At 72.0% G+C, this 19,365-nt stretch carries 21 protein-coding genes; 6 read left to right on the forward strand and 15 right to left on the reverse strand.

Features of this window, described 5'->3' with window-relative positions:
• Window positions 1-116: 116 nt before the first annotated feature.
• The 5 genes from ACFWGP_RS12450 to ACFWGP_RS12470 all read right to left on the reverse strand — a co-directional run bounded on the left by ACFWGP_RS12450 (window position 117) and on the right by ACFWGP_RS12470 (window position 5,563).
• Window positions 117-1,793 (reverse strand): ribonuclease J, encoded by a 1,677-nt coding sequence (locus ACFWGP_RS12450; RefSeq protein WP_275506747.1) that lies wholly within the window; start codon window positions 1,791-1,793, stop codon window positions 117-119.
• 81 nt (window positions 1,794-1,874) lie between these two features.
• A complete protein-coding gene (dapA, locus tag ACFWGP_RS12455) occupies window positions 1,875-2,849 on the reverse strand; it encodes a 4-hydroxy-tetrahydrodipicolinate synthase (RefSeq protein WP_275506746.1) in 975 nt (324 codons plus the stop codon).
• 79 nt (window positions 2,850-2,928) lie between these two features.
• Window positions 2,929-3,855 carry a type IV toxin-antitoxin system AbiEi family antitoxin domain-containing protein gene (locus ACFWGP_RS12460; protein ID WP_231431316.1) on the reverse strand — a complete coding sequence of 309 codons (927 nt, stop codon included), beginning with the start codon at window positions 3,853-3,855 and terminating at the stop codon, window positions 2,929-2,931.
• Between the two features lie 311 nt (window positions 3,856-4,166).
• Complete coding sequence (locus ACFWGP_RS12465; protein ID WP_308191655.1) at window positions 4,167-4,715, reverse strand: dihydrofolate reductase; 549 nt, start codon at window positions 4,713-4,715, stop codon at window positions 4,167-4,169.
• A gap of 38 nt (window positions 4,716-4,753) precedes the next feature.
• Window positions 4,754-5,563, reverse strand: coding sequence for a thymidylate synthase (locus ACFWGP_RS12470; RefSeq protein WP_275506743.1), 810 nt, complete (start codon window positions 5,561-5,563; stop codon window positions 4,754-4,756).
• Window positions 5,564-5,654: 91 nt separating this feature from the next.
• On the opposite strand from ACFWGP_RS12470, the gene ACFWGP_RS12475 reads away from it, so the two are divergent.
• The 4 genes from ACFWGP_RS12475 (at window position 5,655) to ACFWGP_RS12490 (ending at window position 7,983) form a co-directional block, all read left to right on the forward strand.
• Window positions 5,655-6,101 carry a thioredoxin family protein gene (locus tag ACFWGP_RS12475; protein ID WP_275506742.1) on the forward strand — a complete coding sequence of 149 codons (447 nt, stop codon included), beginning with the start codon at window positions 5,655-5,657 and terminating at the stop codon, window positions 6,099-6,101.
• Window positions 6,085-6,555, forward strand: a complete 471-nt coding sequence (locus tag ACFWGP_RS12480; protein ID WP_231431319.1) for a DUF4395 domain-containing protein — start codon at window positions 6,085-6,087, stop codon at window positions 6,553-6,555. Before ACFWGP_RS12475 ends, ACFWGP_RS12480 begins: the two co-directional genes overlap by 17 nt.
• A 90-nt stretch (window positions 6,556-6,645) precedes the next feature.
• The gene (locus ACFWGP_RS12485; protein ID WP_231431320.1) at window positions 6,646-7,071 is read left to right on the forward strand and encodes an OsmC family peroxiredoxin; all 426 of its coding nucleotides are present in this window, start codon (window positions 6,646-6,648) and stop codon (window positions 7,069-7,071) included.
• Window positions 7,072-7,074: 3 nt separating this feature from the next.
• A complete protein-coding gene (locus ACFWGP_RS12490) occupies window positions 7,075-7,983 on the forward strand; it encodes a TIGR01777 family oxidoreductase (protein WP_231431321.1) in 909 nt (302 codons plus the stop codon).
• Here the strand turns inward: ACFWGP_RS12490 and ACFWGP_RS12495 are convergent.
• A complete protein-coding gene (locus ACFWGP_RS12495; protein ID WP_231431322.1) occupies window positions 7,955-8,422 on the reverse strand; it encodes a tetratricopeptide repeat protein in 468 nt (155 codons plus the stop codon). The two genes, ACFWGP_RS12490 and ACFWGP_RS12495, sit on opposite strands and share 29 nt — an antisense overlap.
• Window positions 8,419-9,183 carry a 4-hydroxy-tetrahydrodipicolinate reductase gene (dapB, locus tag ACFWGP_RS12500; protein ID WP_231431323.1) on the reverse strand — a complete coding sequence of 255 codons (765 nt, stop codon included), beginning with the start codon at window positions 9,181-9,183 and terminating at the stop codon, window positions 8,419-8,421. The genes ACFWGP_RS12495 and dapB overlap by 4 nt, the downstream gene beginning before the upstream one ends.
• Window positions 9,184-9,241: 58 nt before the next feature.
• Here dapB and ACFWGP_RS12505 point away from each other — a divergent pair, with 58 nt between their 5' ends.
• Window positions 9,242-9,739, forward strand: a complete 498-nt coding sequence (locus ACFWGP_RS12505) for a GNAT family N-acetyltransferase (protein WP_275506741.1) — start codon at window positions 9,242-9,244, stop codon at window positions 9,737-9,739.
• Between the two features lie 123 nt (window positions 9,740-9,862).
• On the opposite strand, the gene ACFWGP_RS12510 is transcribed toward ACFWGP_RS12505, so the two are convergent.
• From ACFWGP_RS12510 to ACFWGP_RS12545, 8 genes are all read right to left on the reverse strand, one after another.
• Window positions 9,863-10,465, reverse strand: a complete 603-nt coding sequence (locus tag ACFWGP_RS12510; RefSeq protein ID WP_231431325.1) for a histidine phosphatase family protein — start codon at window positions 10,463-10,465, stop codon at window positions 9,863-9,865.
• 32 nt (window positions 10,466-10,497) lie between these two features.
• A complete protein-coding gene (locus tag ACFWGP_RS12515; protein WP_376931070.1) occupies window positions 10,498-11,883 on the reverse strand; it encodes a M16 family metallopeptidase in 1,386 nt (461 codons plus the stop codon).
• Window positions 11,884-11,941: 58 nt separating this feature from the next.
• Window positions 11,942-13,024, reverse strand: a complete 1,083-nt coding sequence (locus ACFWGP_RS12520; RefSeq protein ID WP_376931071.1) for an aldo/keto reductase — start codon at window positions 13,022-13,024, stop codon at window positions 11,942-11,944.
• A gap of 168 nt (window positions 13,025-13,192) precedes the next feature.
• The gene (locus tag ACFWGP_RS12525; RefSeq protein ID WP_376931072.1) at window positions 13,193-14,011 is read right to left on the reverse strand and encodes an HpcH/HpaI aldolase/citrate lyase family protein; all 819 of its coding nucleotides are present in this window, start codon (window positions 14,009-14,011) and stop codon (window positions 13,193-13,195) included.
• On the reverse strand, window positions 14,011-14,592 hold the full coding sequence (locus ACFWGP_RS12530) for a MaoC family dehydratase (protein ID WP_231431329.1): 582 nt from the start codon (window positions 14,590-14,592) through the stop codon (window positions 14,011-14,013). The genes ACFWGP_RS12525 and ACFWGP_RS12530 overlap by 1 nt, the downstream gene beginning before the upstream one ends.
• A gap of 53 nt (window positions 14,593-14,645) precedes the next feature.
• Window positions 14,646-15,812: an acyl-CoA dehydrogenase family protein gene (locus ACFWGP_RS12535; RefSeq protein ID WP_275506737.1), complete on the reverse strand. Its 1,167-nt coding sequence runs from the start codon at window positions 15,810-15,812 to the stop codon at window positions 14,646-14,648.
• Window positions 15,809-17,884, reverse strand: a complete 2,076-nt coding sequence (locus ACFWGP_RS12540) for a biotin carboxylase N-terminal domain-containing protein (RefSeq protein ID WP_376931073.1) — start codon at window positions 17,882-17,884, stop codon at window positions 15,809-15,811. Before ACFWGP_RS12540 ends, ACFWGP_RS12535 begins: the two co-directional genes overlap by 4 nt.
• A gap of 62 nt (window positions 17,885-17,946) precedes the next feature.
• The gene (locus tag ACFWGP_RS12545; protein ID WP_376931074.1) at window positions 17,947-18,516 is read right to left on the reverse strand and encodes a TetR/AcrR family transcriptional regulator; all 570 of its coding nucleotides are present in this window, start codon (window positions 18,514-18,516) and stop codon (window positions 17,947-17,949) included.
• 112 nt (window positions 18,517-18,628) lie between these two features.
• Here ACFWGP_RS12545 and ACFWGP_RS12550 point away from each other — a divergent pair, with 112 nt between their 5' ends.
• On the forward strand, window positions 18,629-19,354 hold the full coding sequence (locus ACFWGP_RS12550) for an MBL fold metallo-hydrolase (protein WP_275506735.1): 726 nt from the start codon (window positions 18,629-18,631) through the stop codon (window positions 19,352-19,354).
• Window positions 19,355-19,365 lie beyond the last annotated feature (11 nt).

Raw genomic sequence — 19,365 nt, forward strand, 5'->3', positions numbered from 1 at the left:
GCGGTGTTACGAGCGGCTGCATGCGGCTGGGGATCGACCGGCCGTCGCCGAGGCGCCGCGCGCGGACGTCGGGAACGGACCGCGTCGATCGCCCTCGCATACCGCGGCGAGCGGGGCTACGCCTCGATGACGAGCGGCACGAGCATCGGGCGCCGGCGCAGTCGCCGGTTCACCCAGGTGCCGAGCGTGCGGCGCACGAGCTGCTGCAGGGCGTGGGAATCGCGCACCCCGTTCTGCGCCGCATCGGCGAGCGCTGCGACGATCTTCGGCTTGACGTCCTCGAACACGGCGTCGTCCTCGGCGAATCCACGGGCGTGGATCTCGGGGCCCGAGATGACGCGACCGGTCGTGGCATCGACGACGACGATCACCGAGATGAAGCCCTCCTCGCCCAGGATGCGGCGGTCCTTCAGGTCGGCGTCGGTGATCTCGCCGACCGTCGACCCGTCGACGTAGACGAAGCCGAGGTCGAGCTGGCCGGCCTCGCGCACGACGCCGTCGGTCATGTCGTAGACCGTTCCGTTCTCGCCGATGAAGGTGTTCGCCGCGGGGATGCCGGTGTCACGGGCGAGCTTCGCATTCGCCTGCAGGTGGCGGTACTCGCCGTGGATCGGCAGCACGTTCGCCGGCTTCAGGATGTTGTAGCAGTAGAGCAGCTCGCCCGCGGCCGCGTGGCCCGAGACGTGCACCTTCGCGTTGGCCTTGTGCACGACGTTCGCACCGAGCTTCGTCAGGCCGTCGATGACGCGGTAGACCGCGTTCTCGTTGCCCGGGATGAGGCTCGAGGCGAGGATGACCGTGTCGCCCTCGCCGATCTCGATCTGGTGGTCGCGGTTCGCCATCCGGCTGAGCACGGCCATCGGCTCGCCCTGCGAGCCCGTCGACATGTAGACGATCTTGTCGTCGGGGATGTCGCCGGCCTTCTTGTAGTCGACGAGCACGCCCTCGGGCACGTCGAGGTAGCCGAGGTCGGCCGCGATCGTCATGTTGCGCACCATGCTGCGGCCGAGGAGCGCCACCCGGCGGCCGTTCGCGTGCGCCGCGTCGAGCACCTGCTGCACCCGGTGCACGTGGCTCGAGAAGCTCGCGACGACGACCTTCTTCGGCGCGCGCGAGATCACCTGGTCGAGCACGGGGCCGATCTCGCGCTCGAGCGGGGTGAAGCCCGGGACATCCGCGTTCGTGGAATCGACCATGAAGAGGTCGACGCCCTCCTCGCCGAGCCGCGCGAACTCGCGCAGGTCGGTGAGCCGGCCGTCGAGCGGCAGCTGGTCCATCTTGAAGTCGCCCGTGGCGAGCACGGTGCCCGCATCGGTGATGATCGCGACGGCGAGCGCATCGGGGATCGAGTGGTTGACCGCGATGAACTCGAGGTCGAACGGGCCGATCTCCTCGTGCTGCCCCTCTTTCACCGTGAGGGTGTACGGCGCGATGCGGTGCTCCTTGAGCTTCGCCTCGACGAGCGCGAGCGTGAGCTTCGAGCCGATCAGGGGGATGTCGCCCCGGAGCTTCAGGAGGTAGGGCACCGCGCCGATGTGGTCTTCGTGGCCGTGCGTGAGCACGACGCCGACGATGTCGTCGAGCCGGTCGCGGAGGAATCCGAAGTCGGGCAGGATCAGGTCGACGCCGGGCTGGTGCTCCTCGGGGAAGAGCACGCCGCAGTCGACGATGAGGATCTTGCCGTCGATCTCGTAGCTCGTCATGTTGCGGCCGACCTCTCCGAGGCCGCCGATCGGGATGATGCGGAGCGTCCCTGCCTCGAGCGGAGCGGGATCGATGACGGTGTCGGGCACAGTGCCCTCCTTACGTTCGCGGTGTTCAGTTCGGTGCGATGCGCTCGGGCATCGCGGATGTCTCGTGGTGGGCTCGCCCGGTCAGCGGGTCGTGCCCGCGACCTTCGGCAGTGCGCCGCCGGCGGCGGCGTTGCGGTCGGGCCGGAAGTTGTGGAAGTCGACGCCCTCGACGCCGCGCACGAGGTCGATCTCGTCCTCGATGAGCGCAGCCTCCCACTCCTCGGGGCCCACGAGCGGCAGGCGCACCCGCGGGCTCGAGATGCGGCCGAGGCCGTGCAGGATGTACTTCGCCGCGACGGTGCCGGGGACGTGGGTCATGGTCGCCCGCACGAGCGGCTCGAGCCGCTGGTGCGCCTCGGTCGCGGCCTTGAGGTCGCCGCGGTTCACCGCGTCGACGATCGTGCGGTACGGAGCCGGCGCGATGTTCGCGGTGACGCCGATGAGGCCGGTCGCGCCGATCGACAGGTGCGGGAGCACGTTCGCGTCGTCGCCCGAGAAGTACATGAGGTCGGTCTGGTTGAGCACCCGGCTGACCTCGGAGAAGTCGCCCTTGGCGTCTTTCACGGCGAGGATGTTGGGGTGCTTCGCGAGCCGCAGGATGGTCTCGTACTTGATCGGCACTCCGGTGCGACCCGGGATGTCGTAGAGGATGACCGGCAGGTCGGTCGCGTCGGCGACCATGCGGAAGTGCGTGAGGATGCCCGCCTGGGTGGGCTTGTTGTAGTACGGCGTGACGATCATGATGCCGTCGGCGCCGGCCTTCTCGCTGTGCTGGTACAGCTCGATGGCGTGCGCGGTCTCGTTCGAGCCGCCGCCGGTGATGATCTTGGCGCGGCCGGCGGCCACGTCTTTGCCGACCTCGACGAGCCGGATCTTCTCGGGGTCGGTCAGGGTCGACGTCTCGCCGGTGGTTCCCGTGACGACGATGCCGTCGGCGCCTGCCGAGATGACATCGTCGATGTGCTTCTCGACCCCGGGCCAATCGACCTCGCCGTCCGCCGTCATCGGCGTGACGAGCGCGACGAGCACTTGTCCGAAGGGGTTCTCTGAGGTCACGCCCACCAGCGTATCGGTTCGACGGGATGCCGCGTCGCCGCCCCGACTCGATGGGTCACGTCGAGCCTCGTCACGAGGGTCATCGGCTGCCGGACCGACGAGCGGGACTCCACGTGCGGTGCAGCCCGCGCGCGACGCAGGCGAGGACAGCCGCCTCGACGCGGGGCCAGTCATGGATGATCTGCGCGTAATCGAACCTCAGGGTGACGTACCCGCGTTCGGCCGCCGCGGCGTCTCGCACGAGGTCCTTGTGTCGCTTCGATGCGGTGGCCGTCGCGGGGGCGGCCCTTCCCTGCAGCGCGTCGGCGAATCCGTCCACATGGTTGCTTTTGCCATCTGCTTCGAGGATGAGCCGATCGCCGAGCACGAAGTCGACCCGGCCGACCCCGTCGATCAGTACCTGCGAGCGCAGTTCGATGCGATGGCGCCGAAGACGCAGCCGCAACAGCGACTCCAGGCCGCTGTCGGCGTCCCAGCGAGCGAAGTCGACGAGCCGACGGTGCTTCGCGGGTACCCTCGCGCGAAGGCGGCCCACGCCCGCTCGGTCGATCAGCCCCTTCCGCATCGCGGACTCGAGCGCAGCGAAGAAGGTCTCGCCGCCCCGGCACCCGAGCACCTGTGCGAGCGCGTCGACGATGGTGCCCTCCCCGAGCGCCGACCCGCTGCCCGTCCAGTGCAGCACGCACGCGCAGCCGTCATGCAGGTGACGACGCCCGTGCTCGGGCATCGAGACATGCACCCGATCGTCGTCGTCGAGCAGCCACACGCCGGCGCGTCGCAGACGCGAGATGCAGCCGAGCATCCCTCCGTGCCGCGCGGCCGTCACCACCTCGGCGGCAGCGGTCGTCGAGGCGTACACACCGGATCGAACCCGTTCGATGGCGCCTTCGCGCCGCGCCCGGCCGATGGACTTCGAATCGACACCGACCGCCAGAAGATCGGCGGTGCGCGCGACGCCGCCGAGCCGGTCGCACCAGCGCTCGACCTCATACGTGTCGATGGGCATGCAGCGATGCTGTCCTCCGGTCGAAGCCCGATCACTCTGCGAAGCCGAGCCGCTGGATCGTTGGGGAAGTCTTGCGGGTGTGGAGGACGAGTGGACTCGATCGGAATGTCGGGGAATCTCCGCGTCGAGCCGGCAGACGGACGACCGGAATCGAATTCTCCGACATCTCGTCTGCGCCTGGTCGGCCAGCACAACCGAAATGTCGGAGGAAACCCACACGGGCCGCCTCGACTTCGCCTCGTAGCCGGAATCCTCCGACACTTCGGCGCGCACCGCGCCCGGCTGGTGGCGATACGGAGCGGGCGGCGGCGTCAGGCGCGGCGGTAGGTGAGGAAGCGGTAGCGGATGCCGCTCCGGGAGGCGTGCTCGCCGGCCGGCGGGTCGACGGCGACGAGCTCGAAGCCCTCGGGCACGGCGGGGGCGTGCACGTCGCCCGGCTCGGCGGCGAATCCCCCGGTGTGCTCGAGCTCGGTCACCTCGAGGAGGTCGGCCCGGTCGATCGCCTCGGCGAACAGCTGCCCGCCGCCGATCACCCAGACCCGCTCGTCGCCGGCGACGAGCGCCAGCGCCTCGTCGAGTGATCTGGCGCGCTCGGCTCCATCGTCGGCCCAGTCGGCCTGCCGCGTCACGACGATGTTGCGGCGCCCCGGCAGCGGACGGTACCGGGGCGAGAGCGAGTCCCAGGTCTTGCGCCCCATGATCACCGGCATGCCGAGCGTCACGGCCTTGAAGTGCGCGAGATCCTCGGGCACGTGCCACGGCATGCCGCCGTCGCGCCCGATCACGCCGCCGCCCGCCTGGGCCCAGACGAGTCCGATGCGCGGGACGCGCGATGCCGGGCCTGACGCCGAGCCAGGCACCGACGCTCCCGAGCGGTTCGGTGCCGGGGCATCCTCGCTCATACGGCGACGGCCGCGCGGATCGCCGGGTGGTGCTGGTAGCCCTCGACCACGAAGTCGTCGTACTCGTAGTCGAAGATCGAGGCGGGCACCCGAGCGAGGCGGAGCGTCGGGTACGGGTACGGGTCCCTGGCGAGCTGCTCGCGCACCTGCTCGACGTGGTTGTCGTAGATGTGGCAGTCGCCACCGGTCCAGACGAAGTCGCCGACCTCGAGGCCGGTCTGCGCGGCCACCATGTGGGTCAGCAGCGCGTACGAGGCGATGTTGAACGGCACACCGAGGAAGAGGTCGGCACTGCGCTGGTAGAGCTGGCACGAGAGCCGGCCGTCGGCGACGTAGAACTGGAAGAGGGCGTGGCACGGCGCGAGCGCCATGTCGGGGATGTCGGCCGGGTTCCACGCCGAGACGATGAGCCGGCGCGAATCCGGGTTCTCGCGGATCTGCGCGACGACGTCGGCGATCTGGTCGATGACCTCGCCCGACGGGGTCGGCCACGAGCGCCACTGCACGCCGTAGACGGGGCCGAGCTCGCCCTGCGCATCGGCCCACTCGTCCCAGATGGTGACGCCGTGCTCCTGCAGCCAGCCGACGTTCGACGAGCCCTGCAGGAACCACAGCAGCTCGTACGCGATCGACTTGAAGTGCACGCGCTTCGTCGTGACGAGCGGGAACCCCTTCGAGAGGTCGAACCGCAGCTGGCGGCCGAACACGCTGCGCGTGCCCGTTCCGGTGCGGTCGGTCTTCGGCTCGCCGTGCTCGAGCACGTCGCGCAGGAGGTCTTCGTACGGGGTGGCGATTCGCTCGGACATCAGGTCAAGGCTAACCCGCGGATGCCTCGTGGCGGGCGTCATTCGTCGTCACAGTCGTCGTGGCGCGGCGGAGCCGCCGTACCGTCGGTTCATGGACCTCGTCGCCGCGCTCGCCATCGGCGCCGCACTCGTCGCCGCCGCGACCGCGGTGGGGCTCGTCTGGCGCGCACGGCAGGGGCGCGCGGTCGGCGGATCGGGCGAGCGCGTGCGCCCGGCTTCGCTCGGCGTCGAAGCCGGCCGGTTCGGCGAGCGGGCGACGCTCGTGCAGTTCTCCACCGAGTTCTGCAGCCGATGCCCGGCCGCGGCGCGCCTGCTCGGCGGCATCGCCGATGAGACGCCCGGGGCCCGCCACGTCGAGGTCGACCTCACGCATCGCGCCGATCTGGCCCGCCGGTTCGACGTGACCCAGACCCCGACGACGCTCATCGTCGATGCCGACGGCATCGTACGGACGCGCATCGGCGGGGCGCCGCGCGCCGACGTGGTGCGCGCTCGACTCGACGAAGTGCTCGGGAGGCAGCATGTCGACATCCGCTGACGGACGCGAACCGGCCGGCATCGACCCTCGCGGTCCCCGCTTCGGCGCGGGCATCACGGCGGTGCTGCTGCTCGCCACGGTCGTGCTCGCCGTCGGCGGCGCCTCGGCCGCCGCCTTCTGGCTGCTCGTCGCGGTCGCCGCCCTCTTCGCGTGGGGCGCGTTCGCCGGCATCCGACGGCACCCCTACGGCCTGATCTTCCGGAAGCTCGTGCGACCCGGGCTCGCGCCGCCCGCCGAGCTCGAAGACCCGCGACCGCCGACCTTCGCACAGGGCGTCGGCTTCGCCGTGACGCTCGCGGGCATCGTGCTCGCCCTGCTCGGCGCTCCGCTCGCCGTGCCGATCGCGGCGGCGATCGCGTTCTTCGCCGCCTTCCTCAACTCGGTCTTCGGCTTCTGCCTCGGCTGCTGGCTGTACCTCTGGCTCGTGCGGGCCCGGGTGATCCGGACGGCGTGAGCCTGCGGCATCTACAGCCGTCGAACCCGCCTGCCGACGGCCCCTGCTCCCCCGCTAGGCTGGGAGCCCGGCTCGAAGTGGAGGATCCCGATGGCACTCACCAGTGAAGCGACCACCGTCTGGAAGGGCACCCTGTTCGAAGGGTCGGGCGACGTCGCCCTCGACTCCTCGGGGCTCGCGAACTTCCCCGTCAACTGGAAGGCGCGCGCCGAGGGCGTCGCCAACACGACGAACCCCGAAGAGCTCCTCGCCGCGGCGCACTCGTCGTGCTTCTCGATGGCCCTCTCGCTCGCCCTCGCCGAGGCCGGAAACCCCGCGGAGAGCATCCAGACGACCGCTGCCGTGACCTTCGAACCCGGCAAGGGCGTGCTCGGCAGCCACCTGCTCGTGAGCGCACGCGTGCCCGGCCTCAGCGAGGCCGAGTTCGAGGCGTTCGCGAACGACGCGAAGGCGGGATGCCCGATCTCGCAGGCGCTCGCCGGCATCCCGATCACGATCGAAGCCGAACTCGCCTGATCGATGCGGGTCCTGATCGCCGGTGCCACGGGCTTCATCGGCACCACGTTCTCGGCCCGGCTCCGCGAACGCGGCCACGAGGTCGTCCGTCTCGTGCGCCGTCGCGCGCACGAGGCCGACGAGGTGTCCTGGTCGCCCGCCGCGGGCATCATCGACTTCACCGTGATGGATCGCGTCGACGCGGTCGTGAACCTCGCCGGCGCCTCGCTCGCGCGACTGCCGTGGACGAAGCGCTACCGCGACGAGATCCTCGAGTCGCGGATCGGCGCGACTCGCACGCTCGCCGACGCGATGCGCAAGGCCCGCACGCCGCCGTCGGTCTTCCTCAGCGCGTCGGCGGTCGGGTACTACGGCGACCGCCCCGGCGAGCTGCTCACCGAGTACTCCAGCGCCGGAAGCGGGTTCCTCGCCCAGGTCGTCGGCCGGTGGGAGGCCGCGGCGTCGCTCGCTCCCGAAGAGACCCGCACCGTGCTCGTCCGCACCGGCCTCGTCGTCGGCTCGGGCGGCGGGGCGTTCCAGCGGGTCGCGACGCTCACGAAGTTCGGCCTGTCGAGCCGACTCGGCACGGGTGGCCAGCACTGGCCGTGGATCGCCCTCGACGACGAGGTCGGCGCGCTCGTGCACCTGCTCGACTCGAAGCTGTCGGGGCCGGTCAACTTCGTCGGGCCGACCCCGGCGACGGCGGACCGGGTGATGCGCGCCATGGCCGAGCGGATGCGGCGCCCGCACGCGTTCGGCGTACCCGAGAAGGTGCTCGAGCTCGCGCTCGGCAGCGCGGCCGACGAACTGCTGCTCGCGAGCCAGAAGGTCCGGCCGCAACGGCTCATCGACGACGGCTACCGATTCGCGCACACGACCGTCGAGTCGGCGATCGACGCGATGATCAGCGCTGCCGGCGGTCGAGCTCGATAGCGGTGCGCACCGCCTGCCGCGCACGACGGCGGTCGCCGGCCGCGTCGTACGCGAGGCCGAGCCGCAGCCAGGCCCGCCACGACGCCTCGTCGGCCTCGACCTCGGCCTTGAACCGGCCGAACTCGGCGTCGGCGGCGTCGCGGTCGGCGCGCCCGCTCGGGCGCAGCGGCAGGCCGAGGTCGGTACCGCCCTCGTCGTGGAGTCGCCGGATGAGTTCCTGCGAGCGGATGCCGAACGCGAGCTCGCGCCAGAGCGCCCACGCGGCGATGATCGGCAGCACGAGGAGCGCGATGCCGATGACGATCGCGACCGGCTCGCCCGTGCCCATGAACTGCACGGCGCGCCACCCGACGAGCGCGAGGTAGAGCGCGAGCAACGCCGCCATGATCAGCGCGCCCGACTTCGCGGTGAGCGCCCGGCGGCCGCCGGCCGCGGTCATCGGGCGCCGGCAGGCGCGCCGCCTGCGAGGCCGAGGTCGAGCAGGGCGTCGAGGCCGACGCTCACCCCGGATGCCTCGGTCGCGCGCCGCAGCGCGAGCAGGATGCCCGCCTCGTACGAACTCGGCGAGAGCGTCGAGTGGGTGAAGGTCAGGGTCTCGCCGTCGCCGCCCATGACGACGCGCTGCTCGGCGAGCGTGCCCGCCATGCGCAGGCTGTGCACGGGCACGCCGGAGACGAGCTGGCCGCGAGCGCGCTGATCGGCATGCGGCGCCGAGACCGGGCCGGCGGCGCCGCGCGCCTCGCCGATGAGTTCTGCGGTGCGCACGGCGGTGCCCGAGGGCGAGTCGACCTTGCCCGCGTGGTGCGCCTCGATGATCTCGATCGAATCGAAGTACGGGGCAGCGAGCGCGGCGAACGCGGTCGCGAGCACGCTGCCGATCGAGAAGTTCGGCACGAACAGCACGGCACCGGCGTCGTCGTGTCCGCGGACGAACTTCGTGATCTCGGCGATGCGATCGCGCGACCAGCCCGAGGTGCCGACGACGATGGGGATGCCTGCGCCTGCGGCGAACTCGACGATGGCGGGACTCGCCGCCGGATGGGTGACGTCGAGCGCGACGTCGGCGCCGAGCATCTCGTCGAGGCTCGATCCCGAGCCGAGCGCAGCGTGGAGTTCGAGGTCGTCGGCCGCCTCGATGAGTCGGATCGCCAGCTGCCCCATCTTGCCCGTGGCTCCGGCCACGGCGACCTTGATCGTCACCCGTCGAGTCTACCGAGGCCCGTGCTCCACGCAGCCGCGTCCCGAATATGCTCGACGCATGCTCCGATACCGCGAGGCCGCCGTGACCGATCCCGACGCCCACGACTTGCTCGAGGCGTACTTCGCCGAGCGCGCGGCGGGCTTTCCCGCCGAGCAGGGCGAGTACCGCCCGACCTGGCCGGATGCCTCGCAGTTCACGCCGCCCGCCGGCGTGTTCCTCGTCGTGGTCGACGACGAGCGGGGCGGCGAGCTCGTCGGCTGCGGCGGGGTCCGGCGCATCCAGCGTCGCCCCGAGACCTATGAGATCAGGTTCGAGGTCAAGCACCTCTGGCTCGCCCCGGCCGGCCGGGGTCGTGGCGAGGGCAAGCGGCTCCTCGCGGAGCTCGAGCGCCGGGCGATCGAGTTCGGCGCGCAGGAGCTCGTGCTCGACACGAACGCCTCGCTCGAGGCGGCCGGCGGTCTCTACCGCTCGGCCGGATACGTCGACATCGAGCCGTACAACGCGAACCCGAACGCGACGAACTGGTACGGCAAGCCGGTCGGCGCCGATCTGTAGGGAGCACCCGTCGACACGCCGAGGGCACGGGCGCGACGCGCCGTGCGCGGCTGGAATGTTCCTCCACGGGTGCACGGTGCGAGCGAGCCTGCGTGGGGGCGAGCCCGGGTGGGAGCGTGCGGCTCAGATGGAGAACGGCTCCGGCAGGCCGGTGCGGAGCTCGGGCGGCAGGTGCGCGAGGTCGTTGTGCACCACGAGGCTCCACGGTCGCCCGGGCTTCTGCGTCAGCACGGTGAGCCCGGCGTTGGCCTGGTTGATCGAGACCCAGCGCCAGTCGGGAGCGCCGAGCACCTCGCGGACGAACCAGCCGATCACGAAGTTGTGCGTGATGAGCAGCTCGTGCCGGTCGTCGCGGTGCGAGCGCAGGAATTCGGCGACCGCATCGGCCATCTGCGCGTTGCCGGCTTCGATCTCGTCCTCGGTCACGGAGCCGAAGAACGGGTCGTAGAACTTCGGCGTCTCGGGGGCGGGCCCCGAGGGGATGCAGTCGAACAGGAGCGGAGACGGCTCGGGGTTCAACGCCGGCATCTTCGCCGCGATGATCTCGGCGGTCTCGGTCGCCCGCTGCAGCGGCGAGTGCCACGCGTGGTCGAACGGGATGCCGCCGAGCCGCTCGGCGAGGAGCTCCGCCTGACGGCGACCACGGGGTGACAGCGGGCCGTCGGGCAGGCCGTGCTCGGCGTCGAGCTGCTCGCCGTGCCGCACGAGATAGAGGTGATGTGCCAAGGGTTCGTTCCTGTACTGCTCGTCGGGTCGCGTCAGGCGACGTCGGTGCTCGGCGCGAGCTGGTCGATCGCGCCGGTGAACGCCGTCTCGTCGATCGCACCCACGGCGACCACCGAGAACGGGCGGGAGACGAGGTCGGCGGCGAGCGCCCGCACGTCGTCGACGGTGACGCGTGCGATGCGCCGGAGCGCCTCGTCGAGGTCTGCGAACTCGCCGAGCGTCAGCTCGGCCCGGCCGAGACGGCTCATGCGGGTGTCGGAGTCTTCGAGCGCGAGCGCCGAGGCGCCGGCGAGCTGGCCGGCCGCGCGTCGCAGCTCTTCGGCGGTCACGCCGTCGCGGGCGAGCCGCTCGAGCTCGTCGCGCATGAGCTCGGCGACGGTGCCGGCCTTCGACGGGGCGCAGCCCGCGTACATGCCGAAGAGGCCGGCGTCGGAGTAGGCCGGCGCGAACGAGTAGACGGCGTAGGCGAGCCCGCGGCGCTCGCGCACCTGCTGGAAGAGCCTCGACGACATGCCCGAGCCGAAGATCGCGTTGAGCATGCTCATCGTCGAGCGGCGCTCATCGGTGGCGACGAGCCCGGGAACGCCGACGAGCAGGTTGACCTGCTCCGTCGGTCGTTCGACGACCGTCAGCGGATGCCCCGTGTCGAGGGTCGCCGGGGCGGTCGAGCGGCGCGGCACCGGGTCGGCCGCCTCGTCGAGCCGCCAGCCCGCGACCCCGAGGGCGCGCGTGAGATGGAGGACGAGCGCGTCGTGGTCGACCGCGCCCGCGACGGTGACGACCAGGTCTTGCGGGCGGTAGTTCGCCCGGTAGTGCTCGTGCACGGCCGAGCGGGTGGCGGCCCGGATCGTCGCGGGATCACCGCCGATGGGACGGCCCAGCGGGTGCTCGCCGAGCACGGTGCTGAAGAATCGCTCGTTGGCCACGTCGGCGGGGTCGTCGCCCGCCATCGACAGCTCCTCGAGGATGACGCCGCGCTCGGTCTCGAACTCGCCCGCGTCGAGCAGCGACGAGGTGAACATGTCGGCGAGCACCTCGACCGCCATCGGCAGGTCGCGATCCTGCACCTTCGCGTAGTAGCAGGTGTACTCCTTCGCGGTGAGCGCGTTGTGCTCGCCGCCGACCGAGTCGAACGAGATCGCGATGTCGAGCGCGGTGCGCTTCGCGGTGCCCTTGAACAGCAGGTGCTCGAGGAAGTGGGTCGACCCGAGGCTCGCCGGCCGCGAGGCATCCGCCCCCTGCTCGTCGCGCGAGCCGACCGCGACCCAGAAGCCGACGGTCGCGCTGCGACTGCCCGAAACCTGCTCGCTGAGCACCCGGACGCCCGAGGGGAGCACCGAACGCCGCACGCGCGAGCCGCCCGTCGCCTCGAACGAGAGCTCGGCCTGGCCGAGTGGGAGGTCGACGGCGCCGTTCATCCCGAACAGCCTATGCCACCCGGGCATGGAAAGCAGGTCGGCTCGACGGCCGCGCGACTCAGGCCGAGGCGCGGTCGAGCTCGACGAGCTCGGAGCGCGTGAGCTCGATGCCGGCGGCGGCGAGGAGCGCCTCGACCTGCTCGGGTCGCGTTGCGCTCGCGACGGGCGCTGCGACCGTCGGCTTCGCGAGCAGCCAGGCCAGTGCGATCGTCGCGGGCTGGACGCCGTGGGCGAAGGCGACCGCATCGACGGCGGCGAGCACCCGGTGACCGCGACGCCCCAGGTGCTTGGCCTGGCGCGCTCCGCGGGCGTCGTGCCGCACGTCGGCACGACGGCGGACCTGGCCGCCGAGGAATCCGTTCGCGAGGGCGAAGTAGGGCAGCACGGCGAGGCCCTGCGCGTGGGCGACGAGCTCGGGAGCACCCTCGTAGGAACGACGCTCCATGAGGTTGTACCGGGTCGTGAACGTCTGGAAGCGGGGCAGCCCGTTCGCGGCGAGCACGCGCGCCTCGATGAGCCGGTCGGGACCGAAGTCGCTTGCGCCGATCGCCCCCACCTTGCCGGCGGCGATGAGCGCGTCGACGGCTCCGAGGCTCTCTTCGAGCGGGACCTCGGGGTCTTCGCCGTGGAAGTGCACGAGGTCGAGGCGCTCGACGCCGAGCCGCGAGAGGGAGGCCTCGACGGCGGCCTTGATCTGCTTCGGCGCGAGGCCCGGGTGATCGGGGTGCTGGCCGATCTTCGTCATCACCGACATCCGGGCGCGCGCGCTGCGCGACTCGAGCCACATGCCGATGATCGACTCGCTGCGCCCCGCGGCGTAGCTGTCGGCCGTGTCGAGGAGCGAGCCGCCGACGCCGGCGAAGCGGTCGAGCACCGCGAATGCGTCGTCGGCGCCGAGCGTCCAGCCGAAGGTCGACGCCCCGAGCGCGAACGGCTGGGCCTCGATGCCGGTGCCTCCGATGGGCACACGCGCCGGCACGGTGATCGGCCCGGAGAGCGGGTTGGACGCGACGGTCTCGACGCACGGGCGGGCCGCTTCGGGCTCGCTCGACTCGGCGCGCTCGATCGCGTCGATGTCGATCTCGGCGATCGCCGCCCCCGCAGCGCTCGCCGCGCTGCCGCGGTAGACGTGTCGTGCCACTCGTCTCCTCCTCCCCAGGATTGGCTCTGAGGATATGCAGATCGATGGCTGTTTCTGCGCCGATTCGGCGGAGAACGGGTGAACCGTTATCGAATCGTTTGCAGCGGGGCCGCGGATGTCCCCCGTTCAAGGGGATCCTGAGGCAGTCTCATGAACCGAGTGCGCGGTTCAGCGGCGGGCGCGCCGCAGCACCGCTTCGGCCTGGGCGAGCAATGGTGCGTCGACCATCGTCCCCCGGAACGCGAACACCCCGCGCTCGCCCTCGGCCGCCTCGAGCACCGCGCGCGCCCACGCCACGCGCTCGGGCTCTGGCCGGTACGCCGACCGGACGACGGCGGACTGCGAGGGGTGGATGCACGCGGTCGCCGCGAAGCCGACGGCCGCCGCATCCTCCGCCTCGAGGCGGAGACCCTCGACATCGGCGATGTCGAGGTGGACGGCGTCGATCGCGGCGGCGCCGTGCGCCCCGGCGGCGAGCAGCACCTGAGATCTGGCGTGCCGCGCGACCTCTCGATAGCCGCCGTCGGGCCCGCGACTCGACGAGCCGCCGAGCGACGCGACGAGGTCTTCAGCACCCCACATGAGCGCCGACACGTTGGGGATCGCCGCGATCTCGGCCGCGGACATGACGCCGCGCGCCGTCTCGCAGAGCGCGACGACCTCGAGCTCGGCGAGGTCGACCAGGTCGGCCGTGCCCTCGCACTTGGCGAGCATCACCGTGCGGTAGTCGGTCGCGGCGATCGCGGCGAGGTCGGCGGCGAAGTCCCCGGTGCCGGCGGGGTTCACGCGCACGATCACCCGCTCGGGGTCGAGCGGCGTGTCGACGAGGGCTGCGCGGGCCTCGGGCTTCGCACCCGGCGCCACGGCGTCTTCGAGGTCGACGATGACGGCGTCGGCGCGGTCGAGCGCCTTCGCGTATCGCTCGGGGCGATCCGCCGGGCAGAACAGGATCGCCGGCCCGAAGCGGAAGGCGGGTCGGTCGGTCATCATTCCTCCTCGTCGGTGCGCTCGGCGCCGCGCGCTCCGGCGGCAGCGGAACCGCTCGCGGACTCGGATGCCTGCCGCTCCCCCGCCTCGCGCGTCCACATGAGGACCGACCGCGTCGCCCGGGCGACTTCGACCCCGTGCTGGTTGCGCCCGACGTGATGCAGGGTGACGATGCCCTGACCGGGCCGTGAGGCGGACTCGCGCACCGCGACGACCAGCGTCTCGCTGTACAGGGTGTCGCCGTGGTAGAGCGGTGCGGGGAACGCGACCTCGGCGAACCCGAGGTTCGCGACGATCGTGCCCTGGGTCAGCTGGGCCACCGAGGCGCCCACGATCGTCGCGAGCGTGAACATCGAGTTCACGAGCCGCTCGCCGAACGGCTGGCCCTCGGCCCACGCGGCGTCGAGGTGCAGCGACTGGGTGTTCATCGTCAGCGTCGTGAACAGCACGTTGTCGGCCTCCGTGACGGTGCGACCCGGCCGGTGCAGGTAGCGGGTGCCGGGTTCGAACTCGTCGAACCAGAGCCCCCGCTGCAGCACCTCGCGGCGCACCTCGGGCAGGTCGGTCGATTCGCCGGGCATCGCCCGCTCCCTCCCGCCTCGGTCGGCCCGAGGCATCCCTCTCGACTCGAACGCTACCCGGCGAGGCCCAGCTCGCGTGCGATCACCATGAGCTGCACCTCGTTGGTGCCCTCGCCGATCTCGAGGATCTTCGAGTCGCGGTAGTGCCGGGCCACGAGGCTCTCGTTCATGAAGCCCATGCCGCCGAAGATCTGGGTGGCGTCGCGAGCATTCAGCATCGCGGCGTCGCTCGAGACGAGCTTCGCCATCGCCGCCTCCTTCTTGAACGGGAGGCCCGCGTCGGCGCGTCGGGCCGCGTCGTGCCAGGCGAGGCGCGACGTGTAGACGCGGGCCTGCATCTGGGCGATCGTGAAGGCGATGAACTGGTGCGACGCGATCGGCACGCCGAACACGTTGCGGGTCTTCGCGTAGGCGAGCGCCTCGTCGAGGCAGCCCTGCGCGGCACCCGTCGCGAGCGCCGCGATCGCGATGCGGCCCTCGTCGAGCGTCTGCAGGAAGTTGGCGAAGCCGCGCCCGCGCTCGCCGAGCAGGTTCGCCGCGGGCACGCGCACGTCGTCGAACGTCAGCGGGTGCGTGTCGGACGCGCGCCAGCCCGACTTGTCGTAGCCGGGGGCGACCGTGAAGCCGGGTGTGCCGTTCGGCAGGATGATCGTCGAGAGCTCCTTCGCGACCGATCCGTCGGCCCGGGTGCGCTCGCCGGTGACGGCCGTGACCGTGACGAACCTCGTGATCGGCGTGCCCGAGTTGGTGATGAACTGCTTCGAGCCGTTCACGACCCACTCGTCGCCGTCGAGCACCGCCGTCGTGCGGGTGGCGCCGGCGTCGGAACCGGCCTCGGACTCGGTCAGGCCGAAGCCGGCGAGCGCGCGACCCGCGACGAGGTCGGGCAGGAACTCGGCCTTCTGCTCCTCGGTGCCGTGACGGAAGACCGGCATCGCGCCGAGGCCGACCGCGGCCTCGAGCGTGATCGCGATCGACTGGTCGACGCGGGCGAGGGCCTCGATCGCGAGGCACAGCGCCACGTAGTCGCCGCCCTGGCCGCCGACCTCCTCGGGGAACGGCAGCCCGAACAGCCCGAGCTCGCCCATCTGCGCGACGACGTCCATCGACAGGGTGTGCGTGCGGTCCGCCTCGTACGCCTGCGGTGCGACGACGGTGTCGGCGAACTCGCAGACCATGTCGTACAGCTGCTGCTCTTCGCTGCTCAGCTCGGTGCTCACGTCGTGATCCTCATTCCTGGTGGGGTGCTCGGGTGCGCACCCTCGTGGAGTGCGCCCGACGATGCCGGTGGGGTGCTCGGGGCGGCCGCGACCGGGTCGCGGTCGGCGGTGCCGTCGATGCGGGTGGATGCCTCGGGCGATGCGTCGACTCGGGCGACCGGCTGGTCTCGCGAGACCTGCTGCCCCATCGCGACCGACAGCCGCACGATGCCGGCGACGGTCGCGGTCACGCGGTGCTCCATCTTCATCGCCTCGATCGCGACGACGGCGTCTCCGGGCTCGACCCGGTCGCCGTCGGCGACGAGCACGGCGGTCACGGTGCCGGGCATCGGCGCACGGAGTTCGGGGTCGACGAGGCCGCCGCGCTCGATCATCGCGAGCCGGGCGTCGAGGTCGGCGCGACGGTCGGGAGCCGGCACCCGCCAGGTACCGTGCGGAGTGTGCACCCAGGTCGCGCCGTCGCCGGCGGTCGCGACGGCGTCCGCAGCCGCCGAGTGCGCTGCGGCGCCGGAGGGGGTGCCCGGTCGACCGGGTCGCCAGTCGCGGGCGAGCTGCCAGGCACGACCGCCGGCCTCGCGGGCGGCATCGACGGCCGCCGAGGCGCGTGCCGCCTGCGCGGCGGCGAGCACCTCGGGGGGAACGCCGTCGGACTCGGGCTCCGGCATGCGGTCGATGAGGCCGGTGTCGAGGTCGCCGCGCCGCACCGCCGGTTCGGCGAGGAGGCGGCGGAGGAACGCGAGGTTCGTGTCGATGCCCAGCACCACCGTGCCGGCGAGCGCCGCGTCGAGCCGCGTGAGGGCCTCGGCCCGGTCGGCCCCGCGTGCGATGACCTTCGCGAGCATCGGGTCGTAGTCGGCGGTGATCGTCTGGCCCGAGCGGATGCCGCCGTCGACCCGCACCCCGTCGCCCGCCGGCTCGCGCCAGATGAGCAGTTCACCCGTCGACGGGAGGAAGCCGCGCTCGGGGCTCTCTGCGTAGACGCGCGCCTCGATCGCGTGCCCGGTGAGCCGCACGTCGTCCTGCCGTACAGCGAGCGGCTGGCCCGCGGCGATGCGCAGCTGCTGCTCGACGAGGTCCATGCCGGTGACGAGTTCGGTGACGGGGTGCTCCACCTGGAGCCGGGTGTTCATCTCGATGAAGAAGAACTCGTCGGGTGCAGAGTCGGAGACGAGGAACTCGACCGTGCCGGCGCCGCGGTAGTCGACGCTGCGGGCGGCGTCGCAGGCCGCCTCGCCGATGCGGGCGCGGGTGGCCGCGTCGAGCAACGGCGACGGCGCCTCTTCGATGACCTTCTGGTGGCGGCGCTGCAGCGAGCACTCGCGCTCGCCGAGGTGGATGACGCGGCCATGGGCGTCGGCGAGCACCTGCACCTCGATGTGCCGGGGGCGCTCGATGAGCCGCTCGAGGAGGAGCGTGTCGTCGCCGAACGCGGCCCGGGCGATGCGGCGCGCGGCCGGCAGCGCCGCGGCCAGCTGCTCGGCGTCTCGCGCGATCTGCATGCCCTTGCCGCCGCCGCCGGCGGACGGCTTCACGAGGAGCGGGAACCCCACCGCCGCACCGGCTTCGAGGAGTGCCGCGTCGTCGAGCGCTGGATCGGCGACGCCGGGCACCGTCGGCACGCCCGACGCCGCGACATGCTGCTTCGCGCGGATCTTGTCGCCCATGATCTCGAGGGCGCGCGCGCCGGGGCCGACGAAGGCGATGCCGGCCGCGGCGCAGGCGGCGGCGAAGTCCGCGTCTTCGGACAGGAAGCCGTACCCGGGGTGCACGGCCTGGGCGCCCGTCGCGAGCGCCGCAGCGACGAGGCGGTCGGCATCGAGATAGCTCTCGGCGGCCGCTGCGGGGCCGATGCGGACGGCGTCGTCGGCGAGCCGCACGTGCGGCGCGTCGGCATCGGCGTCGGAGTAGACGGCGATCGAGCGGATGCCGAGCCGACGAAGGGTGCGGATGACGCGCACCGCGATCTCGCCGCGGTTCGCGACGAGCACGCGCTCGAACGGGCGCGGGCGGGGATCGACCTCGGCGGGGAGTCGGGAGCCGGCATCGCCGGGCAAGCCCTCGAGCGTGACCATTCGCGCCTCTCTGCACCATCGCAGCGCGCTCTCCAGTTAGCGCGCACTAACTGGAACTGATGTTAGTGCTCGTTAACTGAATTGGCAAGCGCCTCGGCGAGTCGCTCGACGCCGTATTCGAACGCGCGGTCGACGTCACCGCCGAGCCGGAACGCCCCCGCGAGTTCCATCGTGACGAAGCCGTTCGCCCAGGCGGTGATCGTGCGCGCGGCGGGAAGCGCATCGGACTCGCCGACGAGCGCCGTGGCGACGCGCAGCACCGGGGCGCTCGCCGCCGCGAGGACCCCCTGCGACACTCCCCCGCCGCCGGGTGCGAACACCAGGCCGAACGCGACGGGGCACTCGTGCGCGAACGCACGGAGCTCGCGGGCGAGCCCGACGAGCCCGCGACGCGCGTCGCCGTCGGACGGCGCCGCCGAGTCGAGGCGGGCGGCCAGGTCGCGCACGGTCGCCTCGGCCACGAGCGCCACGAGCGCGCCGCGGTTGCGCACCCGCTTGTAGAGCGACGGCGCTCGCACGCCGACGCGATCGGCGACGGCCTGCATCGTCAGGCCGTCGAGGCCGGCGGACTCGACGACGGTGCGGCCGGCGGCGATGATCTCCTCGAGCGAGGTGCGATCGGGTGCGGGCATCTCGTGCTCCCCTCATGCGATGTCGGAATCGAGCTTAGGCTATTGCGCATAGCCATGATGGCTATGTAGCATAGCCATCATCGTCCACACCGAGAACGCAGAGGATCCCGAAATGCAGCTCGCCCCGTCGCTCCACCGCATCGGCAACGACATCGTCGCCGTCTACCTCGTCGACGCACCCGAGGGCGTGACGGTCATCGACGCAGGCCTCTCCGGGCAGTGGCCGGAGCTGATCGACGAGCTGGCGGCGATGGGCCGCACGGTCGACGACGTCCGGGGCGTCGTGCTCACCCACGGCGACACCGACCACATCGGCTTCGCCGAACGCCTGCGCCGCGACCACGGCGTGCCCGTCCACGTCCACGAGGCCGACGCGGCCCGCGCGCGGGGCGAGGAGTCGTCGAAGCCCGGGTGGGGGCACGTGAAGCTCGGCGCGACCGCGAGGTTCCTCTGGTACGCGGCGCGCACGGGCGGCCTGCGCACGACGCACCTCACCGAGGTCGTGCCGATGCGCGACGGCGACGTGCTCGACCTGCCGGGCTCGCCGCGCATCATCGGCATGCCGGGGCACTCCGCCGGCAGCGTCGCGATCCACGTTCCCGCGGTCGACGCCGTGTTCGTCGGCGACGCGCTGACGACCAGGCACGTGCTCACGGGCGCCGAAGGTCCGCAGCCCGCCCCCTTCACCGACGACCCCGCCGAGGCGCTCGCCTCCCTGCATCGGCTCGACGGCGTCGCGGCGAGCTGGGTGCTTCCGGGCCACGGCACGCCCTGGCACGGCGGCGTACCGGCGATCGTCGACGCGATCGAGCGCGCGGCCGAGGCATCCGCTCGCTGACGCTGCGAACG

It is taken from the genome of Agromyces sp. NPDC127015 (assembly GCF_042725165.1).
Classification (GTDB): Bacteria; Actinomycetota; Actinomycetes; order Actinomycetales; family Microbacteriaceae; genus Agromyces; species Agromyces chromiiresistens.

What these genes read in the sequence shown, in the direction of transcription:
- ACFWGP_RS12460 (WP_231431316.1), bottom strand. Translation starts at nt 3,855, where the DNA reads ATGCCCATCGACACGTATGAGGTCGAGCGCTGGTGCGACCGGCTCGGC.
- ACFWGP_RS12470 (WP_275506743.1), bottom strand. Translation starts at nt 5,563, where the DNA reads ATGTCCGAGCGAATCGCCACCCCGTACGAAGACCTCCTGCGCGACGTG.
- ACFWGP_RS12475 (WP_275506742.1), top strand. Translation starts at nt 5,655, where the DNA reads ATGGACCTCGTCGCCGCGCTCGCCATCGGCGCCGCACTCGTCGCCGCC.
- ACFWGP_RS12480 (WP_231431319.1), top strand. Translation starts at nt 6,085, where the DNA reads ATGTCGACATCCGCTGACGGACGCGAACCGGCCGGCATCGACCCTCGC.
- ACFWGP_RS12485 (WP_231431320.1), top strand. Translation starts at nt 6,646, where the DNA reads ATGGCACTCACCAGTGAAGCGACCACCGTCTGGAAGGGCACCCTGTTC.
- ACFWGP_RS12490 (WP_231431321.1), top strand. Translation starts at nt 7,075, where the DNA reads ATGCGGGTCCTGATCGCCGGTGCCACGGGCTTCATCGGCACCACGTTC.
- ACFWGP_RS12495 (WP_231431322.1), bottom strand. Translation starts at nt 8,422, where the DNA reads ATGACCGCGGCCGGCGGCCGCCGGGCGCTCACCGCGAAGTCGGGCGCG.
- ACFWGP_RS12505 (WP_275506741.1), top strand. Translation starts at nt 9,242, where the DNA reads ATGCTCCGATACCGCGAGGCCGCCGTGACCGATCCCGACGCCCACGAC.
- ACFWGP_RS12515 (WP_376931070.1), bottom strand. Translation starts at nt 11,883, where the DNA reads ATGAACGGCGCCGTCGACCTCCCACTCGGCCAGGCCGAGCTCTCGTTC.
- ACFWGP_RS12525 (WP_376931072.1), bottom strand. Translation starts at nt 14,011, where the DNA reads ATGACCGACCGACCCGCCTTCCGCTTCGGGCCGGCGATCCTGTTCTGC.
- ACFWGP_RS12530 (WP_231431329.1), bottom strand. Translation starts at nt 14,592, where the DNA reads ATGCCCGGCGAATCGACCGACCTGCCCGAGGTGCGCCGCGAGGTGCTG.
- ACFWGP_RS12540 (WP_376931073.1), bottom strand. Translation starts at nt 17,884, where the DNA reads ATGGTCACGCTCGAGGGCTTGCCCGGCGATGCCGGCTCCCGACTCCCC.
- ACFWGP_RS12545 (WP_376931074.1), bottom strand. Translation starts at nt 18,516, where the DNA reads ATGCCCGCACCCGATCGCACCTCGCTCGAGGAGATCATCGCCGCCGGC.
- ACFWGP_RS12550 (WP_275506735.1), top strand. Translation starts at nt 18,629, where the DNA reads ATGCAGCTCGCCCCGTCGCTCCACCGCATCGGCAACGACATCGTCGCC.